An 18,564-nucleotide genomic window follows, 5' to 3' on the forward strand; every position below is an offset into this window, starting at 1 on the left:
CCGGCTTCCGCCCAACCAGTACTGCATCATGACCCAAGACGAACTGAAACAAGCCGTGGCACGCGCCGCGATCGAATATGTCCCTTCCGGCGAAATCATCGGTGTCGGCACCGGTTCCACCGCCAATTTTTTCATTGATGAACTCGGCAAGATCAAGGACCGCGTCAAGGGTGCGGTCGCATCATCCGAGGCAACCGCCGAGCGCCTGCGCTCGCACGGGATTCCGGTGCTGGACCTGAACGAGGTGGAATCGATGTCCGTCTATATCGACGGCGCAGACGAAATTACGGCCACGGGTGCAATGATCAAGGGCGGCGGGGCTGCCCTGACGCGTGAAAAGATCGTCGCTTCTGTCGCGCGCCAGTTCATTTGTATCGCCGACGGTTCCAAGTTGGTCGATGTGCTCGGCAACTTCCCCTTGCCTGTCGAAGTGATCCCGATGGCACAGGCCGCCGTCGCGCGGCGCCTGAAGGCCCTGGGCGGCGAACCGCGCCTGCGTATGAAGGACGGCAAGCCGTTGCTGACAGATAACGGTTGCATGATTATCGACCTGCATGGCCTGAAAATCGCGGATCCGACGCAACTGGAAGCCGAGATCAACAACATCGTCGGCGTGGTGACGGTCGGCTTGTTTGCGCAACGCGGTGCGGATGTGGCCTTGCTGGGCACTGCGGACGGCGTGAAGAAATTGACGTTCTGATATTGGCGCAAGGCCAAAAACAAAAGCCCGCGGCTTGATGCCAGCGGGCTTTTTTACACGCAGACTGGATGCCGCGCTTATTCCGTCGGCGGCACGTAGCCCGATGCGGCATCCGCACCGGAACCGAAGAAATGATTCTCCATCTGGGTCGCCAGATACTTGCGGGCGCGCGCATCGGCGAGGTTCAGCCGGTTTTCATTGACCAGCATGGTCTGGTGCTTGAGCCAGCCGGCCCAGGCTTCTTTCGAAACGCTTTCATAAATCCGTTTGCCGAGTTCGCCGGGATAAGGCGGGAAATCGAGTCCTTCGGCTTCCTTGTTCAGCTTGACGCAGTGGACCGTGCGGGCCATGTTTTACTCCTTGTTGATTCAAAAGGTGTTCCGGTTGAGGAACACGTGGGTTTCAAAGTTGCTTGACTAGTACCAGCGATTTGCGTTGCCAGTTATACATGTGTTGTCTGTCTTTCGGCAGGTCGTCGACGGTGGCCGGGACGAATCCGCGTTTCATGAACCAGTGTGCGGTGCGTGTCGTCAGCACGAACAGCTTTTCGAAGCCGGCCGCACGCGCCCGGTTTTCCATGTGCTTGAGGATGCGTTCGCCATCGCCCTGGCTTTGCACTTCCGGATTCACCGTCAGGCATGCCATTTCCGCCATCTTTTCTGCAGGGAAAGGGTAAAGTGCCGCACAGCCGAAAATGACGCCGTCGTGCTCGATGACCGAGAAATAATCGATTTCGCGCTCGATCAGTTCGCGTCCGCGCTTGACCAGCGTGCCGTCGGCTTCCAGCGGTTCAATCAATTTGAGGATGCCGCCGACATCCTCAATGGTTGCCTCGCGCAAGGTTTCGAGATTTTCGGTACTGACCATTGTGCCCACGCCGTCGTGCGTAAAGATTTCCAGCAGGGCAGAACCATCCATCTCGAACGGGACGATATGCGAGCGCGGCACGCCACTGCGCGAAGCCTTGACGCAATGCCGCAGGTAGAACGCGGTGTCGGGCGGAAGTACGCTGGCGCGCAGCAGGGCATCCGCCTGCGCGGCGGTCAGTTCCCGCACGTCGCGACCATCGGCGTCGGTCATCAAGGGCGTTTCGGTAATGAAAATCAGCTTGTCGGCGCGCAGCGCGCTTGCCGCCGAGACTGCCACGTCTTCCATGGTCAGGTTGAACGCTTCGCCGGTCGGCGAAAAGCCCAGCGGCGACAAAAGAACCAGGCCGCCGGCACTTAAGATCGGGCCCAAGGTCTCATAGGCAATCTTGCGCGCCACCCCGGTAAATTCAAGGTCGACGCCATCGATCACGCCAATCGGGCGCGCCGTCACAAAGTTGCCGGAAATGATACGGATAGCCGCATGGGCCATCGGCGTGTTGGGCAAGCCCTGGCTGAAAGCGGCCTCGATATCGAGGCGCAGTTCGCCGGCGGCTTCCTTGACGCATTCCATCGCCGGCGCATCGGTAATGCGCAGACCGTTGTGATAGCGCGCTTTCAGATTGCGCAAGCCGAGCTGTTCTTCGACCTGGGGTCGCGAGCCGTGCACGATCACGACCCTGATCCCCAGCGCATGCAGTAACGACAAGTCTTGCGCAAGGACGGGCAGGGCGCCGGACATCACCAGTTCGCCCGGAAACGCCACCACGAAGGTCTTGCCGCGAAATGCGTGAATATACGGCGCAACCGAGCGCAACCATTGTACGAACTGTATTGGATTTTCCATGATGCGCATTATATACAGAGCTTGCCAAGTCCCTGTGTGCCGCGGCTCTGTATAATTCGCCCCGATATGTCAGCACCAGAACAAGCCCAAAAAACATCGCAAAAGCCGCGCCATTCGCAGCCGAAAGCAGCTCCAGCTGCCGCAGAGATCGTGCGCAATCCGCTGCCGCCGATCACCTTTCCTGAAGAACTGCCGGTATCGGGCAGGCGCCGCGAGATTGCCGACGCGCTGCGAACAAATCAGGTCATCATCGTTTCCGGCGAGACCGGTTCGGGCAAGACCACGCAATTGCCGAAAATCTGCCTGGAACTCGGACGCGGCCAGAAAGGCCTGATCGGCCACACCCAGCCGCGCCGGATCGCCGCATCTTCCACCGCCAAGCGGATTGCGCAGGAACTCGGCACGCCTCTGGGCGAACATGTCGGCTTCAAGGTGCGCTTCACCGATACGCTATCCAAGGGCGCATCCGTCAAACTGATGACCGACGGCATCCTGCTGGCGGAGACGCAGACCGATCCGCTGCTCAGGCAATACGACACCATCATCATCGACGAGGCGCATGAGCGCAGCCTCAACATCGACTTCCTGCTGGGCTACCTCAAGCAGCTCTTGTCAAAGCGGCCGGACCTGAAAATCATCATTACCTCGGCTACCATTGACGCCGATCGTTTTGCGCGCCACTTCGCCAAGGGCGACAAACTGGCGCCGGTGATCGAAGTCTCCGGCCGGCTTTATCCGGTGGAGGTGCGCTACCGGCCGGTCGAGCCGTCGGAAAAGAACGAAGGCAGGCCGTCCGCACAGAAAGAGCAGCGCGACCTGATGGATGCGGTGGTTGATGCGGTGGACGAACTGGCGCGCATCGGATCGGGCGACGTGCTGGTATTTCTGCCGGGCGAGCGTGAAATCCGCGATGCCGCCGAAGCCTTGCGCAAGCATCATCCGCCGCATGTCGAGATCCTGCCGCTGTTCGCGCGTCTGTCGGTGCAGGAACAGGAGCGGGTATTCAAGACCTCGAACGCACGGCGCATCGTGCTGGCGACCAACGTAGCGGAAACCTCGCTGACGGTACCGGGCATCCGTTATGTGGTCGATGCCGGACTGGCGCGCGTCAAGCGTTACAGTTATCGCAACAAGGTCGAACAGTTGCAAATCGAAGCGGTCGCGCAATCGGCGGCGAATCAGCGCGCCGGTCGCTGCGGCCGGGTCGCTGCTGGTGTCTGCATCCGCTTGTACGATGAGCAGGATTACCTGCAGCGTCCGAAGTTCACCGACCCGGAAATCCTGCGCTCGTCGCTGGCCGCCGTCATTCTCCGCATGAAATCGCTGAGGCTGACCGATGTCGAGACTTTTCCTTTCATCGAACCGCCGATGGGCCGCGCGATCGCCGACGGCTATCAGCTGTTGCAGGAACTCGGTGCGGTCGACGATGCAAACCAGTTGACGCCGCTGGGCAGGCAGCTCGCCAAGCTGCCGCTCGATCCGCGCGTCGGCCGCATGATTCTCGCGGCGCGAGACAATGCGGCATTGAGCGAGGTGCTGATCATCGCCTCCGCGCTGTCGGTGCAGGATCCGCGCGAGCGCCCGGTCGAAGCGCAGGATGCAGCCGACAATGCACACAAGAAGTTCGCCGATGACAAGTCCGAATTCCTGACCTACCTGAAAATCTGGAAGTGGTTCGAGGAAGCGATCGAACACAAGAAATCGAACCGGCAATTGATGGACAACTGCCGCGCCAACTTCCTGTCGCAACTGCGGCTGCGCGAATGGCGCGACGTGCATTCGCAATTGCTCACGCTGGTGCGCGAGCAGGGCTGGCGGCTCAATGAATCGCCCGCCACCTATGAGCAATTGCATACCGCACTGCTGACCGGCTTGCTGGGCAATGTCGGATACAAGGCTGACGACGAACCGCATTATCTTGGCGCGCGCGGCATCAGGTTTTATATTTGGCCGGGATCGAGCCTGGCGAAGAAATCCGGACGCTGGATCATTGGTGCGGAACTGGTCGAGACGACACGCCTGTATGCGCGCTGTATCGCGCAGATTCAGCCGGAGTGGCTGGAGCGCGTTGGCGGCCATCTGCTGAAGAAATCCTATGGCGACCCGCGCTGGGAAAAGCGTAGCGCGCAGGTTATCGCCAGCGAGCGCGCCACGTTGTATGGGCTGGTCGTCTATAGCCAGCGCCGCATCAATTTCGGTCATATCAATCCGGAAGAGGCGCGCAATATTTTCATACGTAGCGCGCTGGTCGGCGGCGAGTATGAAACGCGTGCACCTTTTCTTGCCCATAACCAGAAGCTGGTGCGCGAAATCGAAAACCTCGAACACAAGTCGCGCCGGCTCGACGTCCTGGTGGACGAGGAACTGATCGCGGCGTTTTACGACAAGCTGATTCCGAAAGAAATCCATGCCGGCATCGCGTTCGAGAAGTGGCTGAAGGAAGCGACCGCAAAGGAGCCGAAACTCCTTCATCTCAATCGTGATGACCTGATGCGCCACGAAGCCGCCGGCATCACGACCGACCTGTTCCCGAAGACGATGACGGTGGCTGGTGTCGCGATGACGTTGTCATATCACTTCGAGCCAGGCAGTACGCGCGATGGCGTAACGCTCGCCGTGCCGTTGTACGTACTGAACCAGGTGTCGGCTGACCGTTGCGAATGGCTGGTGCCGGGCATGCTGAAGGAAAAAGTGCATCTGCTGCTGAAGTCGCTGCCGCAAAAATTGCGCCGGCATTGCGTCCCGCTGCCGGATTACGCGGCAGGCTTCTGCGAACGCACCGATTTCGGCAAGGGCAACCTGCTCGATACCGTGATCGCCGATGTGCGCGAACAGACCGGCGTCACGCCGAAAACGACGGATTTCAAGCTGGAGACACTGCCTGCCCACCATTTCATGAACTTCAAGATTATTGACGAACATGGACGGCAGCTGGAAATGGGGCGTAATCTCTCCCAGCTGCAGGCCGAATTCGGCGGACAGGCGCGCGAAAGTTTTCAAAAGATTGCGGAAAAAACCGCCGTTGCTTCAGGGACGGGCGACGGCTCCCCCAACCCTGTGCAGGCATTGTCTTCAACCGTGCAGGCTGCTCAGGGCACGACCTCCAAAACGGCGGGAGCAGACCAGCAAAATCTTACCTCCTGGTCGTTCGGCGAACTGCCTGAGCTGCTGGAAATTCAGCAAGGCAAGCAAAGCCTGATAGGTTTTCCGGCGCTGGTCGACAAGACCAGCCACTGCGATCTTGAAGTCTTTGACGATCCGGCGGAAGCGGCGCGCGTGCATCGTGCCGGCCTGCGCAAGCTGTTTGCGCTCCAGCTCAAGGAACAGATCAAGTTCCTGGAAAAGAATATTCCGAATGTGCAGCAAATGGGCATGCAATATATGACGCTGGGCTCGCAGGAAGAATTGCGTGACCAGATCATCCAGGCCGCGCTGGAGCGCGCCTGCATGCAGGATCCGTTGCCAAAAAATGCACAGGAATTCAGCCAGCGCAAGGATGAGGGCAAATCGCGGATCGGCTTGCTGGTCAACGAAATTGCCAGGCTTGCCGCGCAAGTATTGGCCGAGTACTACACGCTGCCCAAGAAACTGCAAGGCGCCAAGGCGCATGCGGCCAGTGCGGCCGACATGCAGTCGCAACTGCAGGCGTTGGTAGGCAAGCGCTTCATCGCCGACAACGATTACATACAGCTCAGCCATTTTCCGCGTTATCTCAAGGCAATCAATGTCAGGCTGGAAAAACTGCGCGCCGATGCCGTCCGCGATACGCGTCTGATGGCCGAATGGACACTGGTGGCAGCACCCTGGCAGCGCGCGTTGAAGGACCGGCAAAAGAGCGGTGATCCCAAGATGACCGAATTCCGCTGGCTGCTGGAAGAACTGCGGGTATCGCTGTTTGCGCAGGAACTACGTACTCCGATGCCGGTCTCGGTCAAGCGACTGCAGAAGGTGTGGGAGTCGATGCAGCGCTGACATGGAAATAGCGGCTGCTTCGGCCGGAATGACATAGCGACATTATTCATTCCTTGCGGCCCGTGTTTTTATCAAACAGGCCGCAAACTTTCTTCGGCGTTTGTTCCAGATCAAATTGCAGCGTTGATCTGATTCAACGGATCGCATCATCACCTCGATATAGTCGATTGGGTAACTCCTCATCCCCAAGGAGAAGGAAATGCCCGCATCCACCACCGCCTTACGCATCCCCGCCGCTCTCGAACAAAGGAGGGCAGGCGAATGAAACACGTCATCCTCGGCAATGGACCGGCCGGTGTGATCGCCGCCGAAACCCTGCGCAAGAATGCGCCCGCCGACGAGATCGTGCTGATCGGCGACGAACTGGACATGCCTTATTCCCGCATGTCCATTCCCAATCTGATTTCCGGCGAGATCAGCGAGACCGGCATGCACCTGCGCCGCGATAAGGATTATTTCTCTCGTCTGCACATAACACAGCGTTTCGGAAGAGCCGCGCATATCAGCAGCCGCACGCGCACGGTAAAGATGGAAGACGGCAGCGTAGAGGATTTCGACAAGCTCCTGATCGCAACCGGCTCTCGTCCTCGTGTTCCTCCGATTCCGGGAATAGAATTTCCCGGCGTGCATGCATGCTGGACATTGGACGATGCCCGACAGATTGTCCAGCTCGCCCGTCCGCGTTCGCGGGTCGTACTGATAGGCGCAGGTTTCATTGGTTGCCTGATGATGGAAGCGTTGGCCTCGCGAGGCGTCGACCTGACCGTGGTCGAAAAGCGCGACCGCATGATGGCGGGCGCCCTGAGCAAGGGCGCGGGAGATATCGTGCAGCGCTGGTGCGAGAAAAAAGGCGTGAAAGTCCGTATCTCTACACGCGTCGTTGCGATCGGCAGCAACAGTCTTCAGCAGATCGGCTCGCCGCGCATTGTGCGCCTGTCCAATGGCGTGCAATTGCAGGCCGACCTGGTGGTGTACTGTACCGGCAGCACCCCTAATATCGATTTCCTACGGGGCAGCGGTATCAAGTTCGTGCAGGGCGTGATGGTCGATGCCTCCATGCAGACCAATATTCCCGGCATCTATGCGGCGGGCGATTGCGCGGAAACCTTCGACGAGGCAAGCGGGCACAATATCATCGCGGGCGTGCAGCCGAATGCTGCCGACCAAGCCTATTGCGCCGCGCTTAACATGAGCGACAAGCATGCGTTCCAGCGTGGAGTACGACATATCGACGTGTTCGACACGATGGGTCTGGTCTCGTTGTCGTTCGGGCACTGGCAAGGCATACGCGGCGGACAATGGGTCGAAGTCGCCGACGATGCGCATTTTCGCTACATGCGGCTGGAATTCAGCCGCGACATCCTGATCGGCTGCAATGTGGTCGGCAATACCGAGCATGCCAACATCCTGCGCGGCCTGATCCAGCATCAGGTCCGGCTGGGCGAATGGAAGGACCGCCTGCTGCAAGACCCGACGCTGCTCAAGCAGGCCTATGCCGAATGCGCGCAACAGCAGTTCGTCGATCAGGCATCGACCTTCCACACGCCTTACGGCTCGCCGCCGGAGCCGGTCAGTCAGTCCGTCTAGTCGACAAAAGCAGGTTCAGCCCCTGATTTCGCGTAAAATCGCGGGAATTCCACGCAGCATGCCGCGTCCGCCGGTAATTCGCCGGCGCTGCGGCAATGCGCTGTCCCCGATTTTCATCAAACCCGCGAAAACAATGAGCATCAAATCCGACAAGTGGATCCGGCGCATGGCGCAAGAGCACGACATGATCGAACCTTTCGAAGCCGGCCAGGTGCGCAGCGTCGACGGCCACAAAATCGTCAGCTACGGCACGTCGTCCTATGGCTACGATATCCGCTGCGCCGACGAATTCAAGATTTTCACCAACATCAACAGCACCATCGTCGATCCGAAAAACTTCGACGAAAAATCCTTTGTCGATTTCAAGGGCGACGTCTGCATCATTCCGCCGAATTCCTTTGCACTGGCGCGCACGGTCGAATACTTCCGTATTCCGCGCAGCGTACTGACCATCTGCCTCGGCAAATCGACCTATGCCCGCTGCGGCATCATCGTCAACGTTACGCCGTTCGAGCCGGAATGGGAGGGTTACGTGACACTGGAATTTTCGAACACGACGCCGTTGCCTGCAAAGATCTACGCGGGCGAGGGTTGTGCGCAGGTGTTGTTTTTCGAAAGCGACGAAATCTGCGAAACCTCGTACAAGGATCGCGGCGGCAAGTATCAGGGACAGCGCGGCGTCACCCTGCCCAAGACCTGAGCATCGGGCGCCGGCATGCGGCTGTCGCAAGCTATCCGGCCAGCGCCGGCCAAGCTATGTTCAGGCAAAAAAAACCCCTCTCCCCGCGAGGGGAGAGGGGCAGGTAAGGGGCGAGGCTACATGCGATACGACGTACTTCACGCATTCGCGCCCCCACCCTAAACCTCCCTGTTTAAAGGGAGGCAGCCCTCCTCAGGAGCCGTTACTGCTGCAAGTCAAAACTTCATGCCATAAACCCGAGATCCCGGTTCGGGAAATTCACAATGTTCGGAAACACGTCCGCAATCTGCGTATCGCTGAGCCCGAACCACTTCGCCATCGTGCCGCCATACTGATCCACCGAGATCGCAGGCAGCAGGCTGCCGGAGCCGACGTCCTGGTCGTGGTTCAGGCCTGTCACCGGGAAGGTGCCGTAGATATCCTTGCCTTTGACCGCACCGCCGACAACGAAGTGATGCGAGCCCCATCCGTGGTCCGTGCCGTCGCCATTGCTGGTGAAGGTGCGGCCAAAATCGGACGCGGTGAACAAGGTGACCTGACTGCGCAAGTCCGCACCGCCCAGCGTCGACAGCGTGGTGTCGAAGTAGGACAGCGCATGCGCAAGCTTGGCCATCAGGTCTGAATGGTTGGTCTTTTCGAAGTCGTGGGTATCGAAGCCGCCCATGCTGACGAAGAATATCTGCCGGCGTGCACCGAGACCGCCTCTGCCGCCGATTACCCGTGCCACTGTCTGCAACTGCGTGGCAAGCGAATTATTGGCCAGTGCTCCGGTATTCGGATTCGTATATTGCGTCGGATCCGCGACACCGCTGGCACCGGCCGGTAGCATGGCAGTGCTCAGCACGCCTTGGGCGTCGATCGAGCGCTTGACGATGGCCGCATGGTCGCGTTCAAACACATTCGCGCGCGATCCGGCCACAATGGCCTGCAATGGGTTCGAACCGGCCGGCGCGCCGAACAGCGAACCGGTGATCCCGCCGATGGGCACCGCACCGGATGCATTGACCTGATATTGATTGATGGTCTGGCCGGCGAGAAATACCGCATTGCCCGATGCCGAGATCGACGTGAAGGTCGTGTTGGTATTCATCGATGCCAGCAGGTCGCCCATGCGGCCGCCCCAGCCGAAGGTCGCGCCTTCCGGCTTGTAGGATTGCCATAACGATTGCTGGTCGTTATGCGAGAACAGCTTGGGCGGCAGGGCCACGCTTTGCGCCCTGTATTGCGCGCGCGTGGTCGGCATGATCAGCGGGCCGACATTGGCGACAATGCCAGCGCGGCCTGCATCGAACAGATCCTTCAGTGGACCGAGGCTGGGATGCAAGCCGAACTCGCGGCCCGTCTGCACGGTGTTAGGTACCACGGGCAGTATACCGCCTGCCATACCCACTGCAGGCAAGGCAATCGAGCCTGCTTCGCTCGTGGTGCGTACCGATGTGTAAGAAGTCCATGAAGTCGGGTCGGTCGCCAGCACAGTGTTGGCGTGGTCGTTGCCGCCGGATAGAAACAGGCAAACGATGGCCTTGTAATCGCTGGTGGTTTGCGCGGCAGCCGCGCCCATGGTCAGCAGATTGAGCGCGAACGGTACTCCTGAGGCGCCAACCAAGGACATGACGGAAGCATTTCGCAGGAAGTTGCGGCGAGAGGCGTCGATTTTACGAGACATGGCTGTTTCCTATTTCTGAACCAGATACTCGGGCGAGGCCATCGTCAGGAAGATCGCGAGGTTCACGCGGTTCTTGCGGGCGGTCGCTGCATTCGTGGCATTGGTGGTCGAGATGGCTACTGAGTTGACCGCCGCGATGATTTGTCCGCGCAATGTAACGGGCATCTGATTTGCCAATAGCAGCAGGTTCACGCGATCGACCAGGGCATCGGGCGTGTCGGCCAGCGACAGTTCTATCGTGTAGTCGGGGTTGACATCGCGCGAACTGCCGGTGCCATTCGGTATGGCATCGCGCATGAAGTTCAGGTAGCCGACCACGGACGTCTCGCCGGTAATCTGCATTTCCGGAGAAACCAGCCCCGCACCTGCGATCGCGGTATTGGGAGGCACATATCCCGGGCGATAGAAGTTGAAGACGGAAGGACTGCGCATCGGTGTCTGTCCAATCGAATTCAAGGGATCGTCCATGTTGGGCATCAGGAATCGTCCGGATGTCGACTTGGCGTTGAAGGCACGCATCCAGTGCGCGAGCCGCACCACGGGTTCACGCAACTTGCCCGCGTTCGGGTTGGTCAGGGCAAGGTCGGCGCGCGCTTCCTGATCGAGCAGGATGGCCTTGATCACTGCCTGCATGTCTCCGCGTACGCCTTGACCGTTGTTGGCGAAGGCGGCAGCGACGCGTGCCACGTATTGCGGACTTGGATTGCTGGTCACCAGCCGCTGGATCAGCTGCCGGCCGATGAAAGGGCCGACGTTCGGATGATTGAACAGGGTGTCAAGCGCGGTCTTCAGGCTGACTTCCGGCGTGGCGCCGGCGGGCACGGTCGCACCGAGGAATTTCTTTTCCGATACCGAATGGTATTTCGGATAGCTTTGCATGGGTAGCCAGTCCCGGTTGGGATCGGCGCTGCCGCCGAAGAAGCGCGAATCGCTCTTGTCGGCTCCGGCCCAGCTCCATCCTGTAAAAACCTTGGCCAGCGCAGTGATATCGGTATTGGTATAGGTTTCGATCGGCTTGCCGTTGGCCGTCTTCGGCGTGCCGTCCGGATTGAGTTCATACAGGCCGATGGTGAACAGCTGCATGACCTCGCGCGCATAGTTTTCATCCGGAACGCGGGTGCCGGATTCCTTCTGGTTGCGCATCGATGTCAGGTAGATACCCATCATCGGATGTAGCGTCACGGCTTCCAGCAGGCTGCGGAAATTGCCGAATGCATGGGCAGCAAGTGTGTCGTAATACGATGCCACACCGCGCGGGTAATTGGCGACTGTGCTGTCTTGCAGGGAAACGACGAAAAGCTGCGAGAGGGCGAAGCTTACGCGTTGGCGCAACTGATCTTCGCCGTTTGCAGCTTGTTGCCAGAACGATTCGTAGAAATGGTTTTGCGAAGCACCCTGGGCTGTGGCGGCGGTGATGTTGTCGATATAGCTGCGGTGCAGGATTTGCGGCTTGCTGAATTGTTCGTTGAGCCATGCGCTGTAGCCGGCGCTTGTGAGGCGGTCGATTTCGGTGGTGGTGGCGCCGAAGCTTGCCTGGGAGAGCAGGCGGGATGCTTGCGGGGCGCTTGGGATGTCGGTGGCGGGTGCGGTGCCTGCGATGTTGTCGCTGCCGCTGCCATTGCTGACGGTGCTGCTGCCGTTACCGCTGCCTCCGCCGCATGCGGTCAGCAGAACAAAGGCGCTTGCTGCCAGGGCGGCGCGTAGTTTGGGTTGTTGCATGAACTTTCTCCGTGCATCGCCGCTCTGCGGAATCTAAAGGCATGATGCGGGGAAATGGAAAAAGGGGATGTATCGGAGATGCTAGAAGTGTTGCGAAATGTAAGTGGGAGGGTGTTGGTTTGTTAATTTTCGAGTGGGTGGTTTTTCTTCGGTGATTCGGTGCTGTTTTTTCTTCGTGGATGCTTGCCGGGACTGGCCCCGGCGGGCCACCTACTTTTTTGCTTCGCCAAAAAAGTAGGCAAAAAAGGCGAACCCTGCATCGCCGCCCGCTTCGCGGGTTCCCAAAAGAGCACGGGCCGAAACGGGAAGCGCAGAACTCGCCTGCGGCTCAGACAACTGCGCTTCTTTTCCCGTTTCGGCCCGTGCTCTTTTGGCGTCGCTACAAGGGGAACTGCCTAAACCCCATCCCTACCCTGGCCCTTCCCTTGAAGGGAAGGGAACACTCCTATTCTTTACTTTGCAACCATAGTTAATGACTTGCCTGCACTGATCTTTCTAATTTTTGCTACTTCAACACTCTACCTAATCACCAATTTCAAAAAGATAAAGAACAGTCCAGTTCCCTCCCCTTCAAGGGGAGGGCTAGGGTGGGGATGGGGGTGCAGGCAGTTCCTCGCTGTGGCCCGCCGGGGCCAGTCCCGGCAAGCTCGTCCGAAGAAACAACAGAACGGAATCACCGAAGAGCAATTCCTAAAAACTCTCAATCATCCTGCCTCACACAATCCACATAATACCCACGCCGCCCCGCAATCTCCTGCGTAACAAGCCCATGCACATCCGTCTCAAACCCCGGAAACTTCTCATTAAAGTCCCGTGCAAACTTCAGATAATCGACGATGGTCTTGTTAAACCGCTCACCCGGAATCAGCAGTGGAATGCCCGGCGGATAAGGCGTCAACAGAATCGCCGTGACGCGGCCTTCCAGTTCATCGATCGCCACGCGCTCGATCTCGCGATGCGCCATCTTGGCGAAAGCATCAGACGGCTTCATCGCCGGCTGCATGTCGGACAAATACATCTCCGTGGTCAGGCGCGCCACGTCGTAAGTCTTGTACATGTCATGGATCTGCTGGCACAGATCACGCAGGCCGATGCGCTCATAGCGCGGATTGGCCGCCGCAAACTCCGGCAGGATGCGCCACATCGGCTGGTTCTTGTCATAGTCGTCCTTGAACTGCTGCAGCGCGGTCAGCAGCGTGTTCCAGCGGCCCTTGGTGATGCCGATCGTGAACATGATGAAGAACGAATACAAGCCTGCCTTTTCGACAATGACGCCATGCTCGGCCAGGTACTTGGTGACGATCGATGCCGGAATGCCGGAATCGCCGAACTTGCCGTCCAGCGCCAGACCCGGCGTGACGATTGTGGCCTTGATCGGATCAAGCATATTGAAGCCCGGGGCGAGCTTGCCGAAGCCGTGCCACTCGTCTTCCGCGCGGATCATCCAGTCTTCGCGCGAGCCCATGCCGTTCTCGGCGAAATTGTCCGGTCCCCAGACCTGGAACCACCAGTCCTGGCCCCATTCCTCATCCACCTTGCGCATCGCGCGGCGGAAGTCGAGCGCTTCCAGAATGCTTTCCTCCACCAGCGCAGTGCCGCCGGGCGGCTCCATCATCGCTGCGGCAACGTCGCAGGAAGCGATGATCGCGTACTGCGGCGAGGTCGAGGTGTGCATCAGATAGGCTTCGTTGAACATGTCCTGATCCAGCTTCACGGTCTGCGAATCGCGCACCAGGATCTGCGATGCCTGCGACAGGCCGGCCAGCAGCTTGTGCGTGGATTGCGTCGAGAAGATCAGCGACTCTTTCGCGCGCGGGCGATCCTTGCCGATCGCATGCATGTTCTTGTAGAAGTCATGGAAGGTCGCATGCGGCAGCCAGGCTTCGTCGAAATGCAGGGTGTCGATTTGGCCGTCCAGCATTTCCTTGATGGTTTCGACGTTGTACAGCACGCCGTCGTAGGTCGACTGAGTGATGGTCAGGATGCGCGGCTTTTTGTTCTTCGCTTCGCGCGCGAACGGATTGGCCTCGATCTTCTTCATGATGTTTTCCATCTTGAATTCTTCGAGCGGAATCGGGCCGATGATGCCGAGGTGATTACGGGTCGGCATCAGGAACACCGGGATCGCGCCGGTCATGATGATCGAGTGCAGGATGGACTTGTGGCAGTTACGGTCGACGACCACGATGTCGCCGGGGCCCACGGTCGAATGCCAGACCATCTTGTTCGAGGTCGAGGTGCCGTTGGTCACGAAGTAGCAGTGATCGGCATTGAAGATGCGTGCCGCATTGCGCTCGGAGGCAGCGACCGGCCCAGTATGGTCGAGCAGCTGGCCGAGTTCTTCGACCGCATTGCAGACGTCCGCGCGCAGCATGTTCTCGCCAAAGAACTGGTGGAACATCTGGCCGATCGGCGACTTCAGGAAGGCGACGCCGCCCGAGTGGCCGGGGCAGTGCCAGGAATAGGAGCCGTCTTGCGCATAGTGCACCAGTGCGCGGAAGAAGGGCGGCGCCAGGCTGTCGAGGTAGGACTTGGCTTCGCGGATGATATGGCGCGCCACGAATTCCGGCGTGTCCTCGAACATGTGAATGAAGCCGTGCAGCTCGCGCAGGATGTCGTTGGGGATGTGGCGCGAAGTACGCGTTTCTCCGTACAGATAGATCGGAATGTCGGCGTTCTTGTAGCGGATTTCCTCGACAAAGGCGCGCAGCGACTTCAGTGCGATGTCGGTTTCTTCCGATGAACCGGCGCCGAACTCTTCGTCGTCGATCGATAGGATGAAGGCGGAGGCACGCGACTGCTGCTGGGCGAACTGCGACAGGTCGCCATAGCTGGTCACGCCCAGCACTTCCATGCCTTCCTTCTCCATGGCGTCGGCAAGTGCGCGAATGCCCAGGCCCGACGTGTTCTCGGAGCGGAAGTCTTCGTCAATGATGACGATGGGAAAGCGGAATTTCATGAGGTCTCCAAGAAGAAGATAGCGAGGGAGACGCCTGGGCGGGAGAGCTTGCGCGCCGAAAATTGCGAAAACCGCGATTTTCGCAGATATGAGCGAAATGTGTGTGAAAAGTGCCGGCCCGATATCGAATTCGTCGCTTGCCGGCGGCACAAGGGCGACCGCCGGCCAAGTTATGCGTCAGCCGATAAATGTTATCGGCTTGATATCGGCTGGCTTATAAATGCAGCCAGGCTGCGATACCAAGCGCAACGCCTACGCCTGCCAGGCCGTAGGAGGCATATTCGAGCCACTTCTTGCGCGTCAACAGCGTGATCGCCGCCAGTGAAATCGCGATCTGCTCGGCCGTCATCGCCTGCGCCCAGCGGTGATGCTGATGCATCTGGTCGTCGGATTTCTTGTCCCAGTCCAGCGATACCGCTTCCAGTTTTTCGGCATCGGCCTTGATATCGGCCTTTTCCTTTTTGTAGCGATCGACCTCGGACTTGTACTTGTCGACGTCGACATTGGGCAGCGTCATCGCCAGTTCGGCCAGATTCTGCTTGTTCGACTTCGCCTGGTAATAGTTCCACTGGTTGGAGGCTTCGGTTTTCTTGATCGCGGCATTGTTCTTGAACAGCGCCGCATTGTTTTGGGTGTCTCCGGCCTGATAGCCGAACAGGGCGCCAATGGTGGCGAGTATCGCGGTCGTGACGGCAATCTTGCTGGAAAAACCATCGCTGCCATGCGCGGCATGTTCAACTTCGTGGTCGTGCGGGCCGTGCACATGAAAACCGTGTCCTGACATTAGTTCTCCTGAATTCTTTCGTAAGTAACGAACGCGTAGTCAAACCCGTTCTCCTGGGAATGATACTGTTCGCGCGTCACTTCTTTCCACCGCTTTGTATCGATCTCGGGGAAAAACGCATCGCAGTCGAAGGTCTTGCCGATCTCGGTCACGATCAGGCGGTCGGTCAGGGGAAGTGCCTCCGCATAGATCTGCGCGCCGCCGATCACGCAGGCCGGTACCGCGCCGATCAGGCCCAGGGCCGCATCAATCGACGTCACCGCTTCCACGCCTTCATGCCGCCAGTCCCGATTGCGGCTGATCACGATGTTGCGGCGGTTCGGCAAGGGCTTGCCTATCGATTCGAAGGTCTTGCGGCCCATGATGACGGGATGGCCCATCGTGGTGCGCTTGAAGTGCGCCATGTCTTCCTTCAGACGCCAGGGCAGGGAGTTGCGGATGCCGATGCCGCGCTGCGCATCGGTGGCGACGACAATAGTGAGTTTCGACTGGATCATGCGAATGGGCTTGACTGAATGTTAAGTGTGGGAAGCAATGCGGCCTAGCGTGATATCTGCATACTGGAATCTTTTCCGATATGCAGACTGGAAGCTTCATGACTCATGCCGACCGTCATTATACGAGGGCGGCAATGTCACGTTCCAATTGCAAGGTCAACGCGCATATCGCCTGACAATAAAAGTACGATCAGAAAATTATAATGAGGTCCGTTTTTGCCCCGATGCATGTTTCGAATTAACAATCATGTCCCGGGAATAACGGGCCAAGGATGGGCGAAGGGCAAGGAAACGAATTGGTGGTGCACTTGCACAGGTCTGCGCGGGAACCGAGGCAGACGGAAGGTAACGGAACAGGGATGACAGCTCAGCCTTCGTATCGAGCACGGATGCGGAAAGCCTGTACGGAACTCATGGGATAATTCCTTGACCTCATTCGTTGCGGGACAGCAGCCTGCCGCTTACCACCATGATCTCCGTTCCCACCATTCCCGCAAACGAAATCGAACTCACAGCGATACGCGCGCAGGGAGCCGGCGGCCAAAACGTCAACAAGGTCTCCAGCGCCGTGCATCTGCGTTTTGACATACTCGCATCGTCATTGCCGGAGGTGCTGAAGGAACGCCTGTTGAGATTGTCCGATCATCGCATCACCAAGGATGGTGTCATTGTCATCAAGGCGCAAACGCATCGCAGCCAGGAAAAGAACCGGGAAGAAGCGCTGCAGCGTCTGCATGAACTGGTCGCAAGCGTCGCGGTGGTGCAGCGCGTGCGACGTCCGACCAAGCCGACAAGAAGCTCGCAGGAACGCCGGCTTGGCAGGAAAAGCGAACGGGGTCTGGTCAAGTCCTTGCGTGCGAAGGTTTCGGAGTGACTTGACGTATCGCACACTTTTAATTCTGCTTCAAGGCTCTGTAAAGTCTTCTTTTGGCGTTCAACTTTATTCAGTTGTTTGTCCAGACGTGCTTCACGCCGCTGTAATCAACGGTCGGGTTATCGTGGCTTCACACCAACCACTTGATTCACTGAAGCGTGAGTGCCAGTGAACGGCACTTTCCAAGTGTCATGTCCGATTGGCCGCTTTGCAATCGCCCACTTTATATAGAAGTTACTTTTGGGGTTAAGGTAGTTCGCCACGAACCATGTAGCGCTATGCAGTTAAACGCGGCAAAGAATCCACCCTCGAGAAACAGAGGGATTGCAAAAGTGGCAATATGCAGGCTTGTTTAATGGTCAGCTCAAAAATAGCAGAACTCATTCGAACGGCTACCCTCCAAGCAGTAACATTAGCTTCTATATTTCTCTTGACCTTCCTCTCACGGGAAGGTCTACACTGTCGCTAAGGTTGATGATAACCAACTAGAGCGATGTGCTAGACTTTAAATATGAATCGCGTTTTCAAGACATTTTTGCTCTGGCTGATGATAGCCGCTCTGCCCATCCAGGGCATGGCTGCTGTCGCCAAAGCGTCTTGCGGGCCGAAACATCACGATATGCCGTCTGTCGTGATGCAAATCGTCGATCATCATCATGGCTTCAGTTCAGCTCCTCACCACCATGACATGGGTGACATGAGCACTGCTACGCAAGATGTTGAGAACGCAGATACTGCTTCGGATAGCTCGGCAAATCCGAAACAGGTTCACAAAACGTCATACTGCAGCGCCTGTGCTGCATGTTGCGTTGGGGCTGCGGCACCTCCTTCTTCTGTCTCTTTGACTCCTACATTCAGTACTGTCGAAGCGGCAGCAGTATCTCCCGTGGTTTCCTTCACCGGCTTTATCCCTGCTGGCTTAGAACGTCCCCCAAGACACCTTTCCGCTTAATCGTCGTCGAGAGCTGACAACAGGCTTTACTCGCTTGTCTTGTCCCGCGCTCACGTAGTTACGCGTGCTTACGCACGTCCGTTCTGCCGATTTTGAGGAAAATAATGTCATCCAAGCAATGGCTTGCGATTGCCGCATGGGTCTTCGTGCCCATCGCCGCTACTGCACAACAAAAGCAAACACAATACGCGCCCACTGACCCAAACGCGCCCGTCACCACCATTGGTTACGAGTCCGCGTTTAAGAGTTATCGCGCATCCAGCGACGATGCAGAGACGCCAGACAAGGTTTGGCGTTCTGCTAACGACGAGATGGGCAAGCTCGGTGGTCATGTTGGCCAGATGAAGGGCAGCCCAGGTACTCCGGCTACGCCGCGTGCATCTGGTAACAAGGCGCCTGAGCAAGGTGGTAATGCTGACCACAGCAAGCATCATTAAGGGG

Annotated in this window: 14 protein-coding genes; 6 read left to right on the plus strand and 8 right to left on the minus strand. The window is 58.2% G+C overall.

Annotation, left to right across the window (positions count from 1 at the left end):
• Positions 1-28: 28 nt before the first annotated feature.
• Positions 29-700, plus strand: a complete 672-nt coding sequence (gene rpiA, locus D3871_RS06245; RefSeq protein ID WP_119768100.1) for a ribose-5-phosphate isomerase RpiA — start codon at positions 29-31, stop codon at positions 698-700.
• Between the two features lie 77 nt (positions 701-777).
• Here the strand turns inward: rpiA and D3871_RS06250 are convergent, their stop codons facing one another.
• Both D3871_RS06250 and argA read right to left on the minus strand, forming a co-directional pair.
• Positions 778-1,050 carry an oxidative damage protection protein gene (locus tag D3871_RS06250; protein WP_119768101.1) on the minus strand — a complete coding sequence of 91 codons (273 nt, stop codon included), beginning with the start codon at positions 1,048-1,050 and terminating at the stop codon, positions 778-780.
• Positions 1,051-1,102: 52 nt separating this feature from the next.
• On the minus strand, positions 1,103-2,413 hold the full coding sequence (argA, locus tag D3871_RS06255; protein WP_119769931.1) for an amino-acid N-acetyltransferase: 1,311 nt from the start codon (positions 2,411-2,413) through the stop codon (positions 1,103-1,105).
• A gap of 66 nt (positions 2,414-2,479) precedes the next feature.
• Between argA and hrpA the strand changes: the two genes are divergently transcribed.
• From hrpA to dcd, 3 genes are all read left to right on the plus strand, one after another.
• Complete coding sequence (gene hrpA / locus D3871_RS06260; RefSeq protein WP_119768102.1) at positions 2,480-6,385, plus strand: ATP-dependent RNA helicase HrpA; 3,906 nt, start codon at positions 2,480-2,482, stop codon at positions 6,383-6,385.
• A 261-nt stretch (positions 6,386-6,646) separates the two neighbouring features.
• Entirely contained in the window at positions 6,647-7,972 is a 1,326-nt protein-coding gene (locus D3871_RS06265; RefSeq protein ID WP_119768103.1) for an NAD(P)/FAD-dependent oxidoreductase, read from the plus strand.
• 133 nt (positions 7,973-8,105) lie between these two features.
• Positions 8,106-8,672 (plus strand): dCTP deaminase, encoded by a 567-nt coding sequence (dcd, locus tag D3871_RS06270; RefSeq protein ID WP_119769932.1) that lies wholly within the window; start codon positions 8,106-8,108, stop codon positions 8,670-8,672.
• Between the two features lie 223 nt (positions 8,673-8,895).
• On the opposite strand, the gene D3871_RS06275 is transcribed toward dcd, so the two are convergent.
• The 5 genes from D3871_RS06275 to D3871_RS06295 all read right to left on the minus strand — a co-directional run bounded on the left by D3871_RS06275 (position 8,896) and on the right by D3871_RS06295 (position 16,297).
• Positions 8,896-10,338, minus strand: a complete 1,443-nt coding sequence (locus D3871_RS06275; protein WP_119768104.1) for a DUF1501 domain-containing protein — start codon at positions 10,336-10,338, stop codon at positions 8,896-8,898.
• Between the two features lie 9 nt (positions 10,339-10,347).
• The gene (locus D3871_RS06280) at positions 10,348-12,057 is read right to left on the minus strand and encodes a DUF1800 domain-containing protein (protein WP_119768105.1); all 1,710 of its coding nucleotides are present in this window, start codon (positions 12,055-12,057) and stop codon (positions 10,348-10,350) included.
• Between the two features lie 700 nt (positions 12,058-12,757).
• Positions 12,758-15,016 carry an arginine/lysine/ornithine decarboxylase gene (locus D3871_RS06285; RefSeq protein ID WP_119768106.1) on the minus strand — a complete coding sequence of 753 codons (2,259 nt, stop codon included), beginning with the start codon at positions 15,014-15,016 and terminating at the stop codon, positions 12,758-12,760.
• Positions 15,017-15,230: 214 nt separating this feature from the next.
• Positions 15,231-15,800 (minus strand): DUF4337 domain-containing protein, encoded by a 570-nt coding sequence (locus D3871_RS06290; protein ID WP_119768107.1) that lies wholly within the window; start codon positions 15,798-15,800, stop codon positions 15,231-15,233.
• The gene (locus D3871_RS06295) at positions 15,800-16,297 is read right to left on the minus strand and encodes a dihydrofolate reductase (protein ID WP_119768108.1); all 498 of its coding nucleotides are present in this window, start codon (positions 16,295-16,297) and stop codon (positions 15,800-15,802) included. Before D3871_RS06295 ends, D3871_RS06290 begins: the two co-directional genes overlap by 1 nt.
• A gap of 469 nt (positions 16,298-16,766) precedes the next feature.
• Between D3871_RS06295 and arfB the strand changes: the two genes are divergently transcribed.
• Positions 16,767-17,171: an alternative ribosome rescue aminoacyl-tRNA hydrolase ArfB gene (arfB, locus tag D3871_RS06300; protein ID WP_119769933.1), complete on the plus strand. Its 405-nt coding sequence runs from the start codon at positions 16,767-16,769 to the stop codon at positions 17,169-17,171.
• Positions 17,172-17,676: 505 nt separating this feature from the next.
• Here the strand turns inward: arfB and D3871_RS30160 are convergent.
• Positions 17,677-17,829 carry a hypothetical protein gene (locus D3871_RS30160; RefSeq protein WP_158597876.1) on the minus strand — a complete coding sequence of 51 codons (153 nt, stop codon included), beginning with the start codon at positions 17,827-17,829 and terminating at the stop codon, positions 17,677-17,679.
• 398 nt (positions 17,830-18,227) lie between these two features.
• Between D3871_RS30160 and D3871_RS06305 the strand changes: the two genes are divergently transcribed.
• Complete coding sequence (locus D3871_RS06305; RefSeq protein WP_119768109.1) at positions 18,228-18,560, plus strand: hypothetical protein; 333 nt, start codon at positions 18,228-18,230, stop codon at positions 18,558-18,560.
• Positions 18,561-18,564: the final 4 nt, after the last annotated feature.

This window comes from Noviherbaspirillum saxi, assembly GCF_003591035.1.
Taxonomy (GTDB): domain Bacteria; phylum Pseudomonadota; class Gammaproteobacteria; order Burkholderiales; family Burkholderiaceae_D; genus Noviherbaspirillum; species Noviherbaspirillum saxi.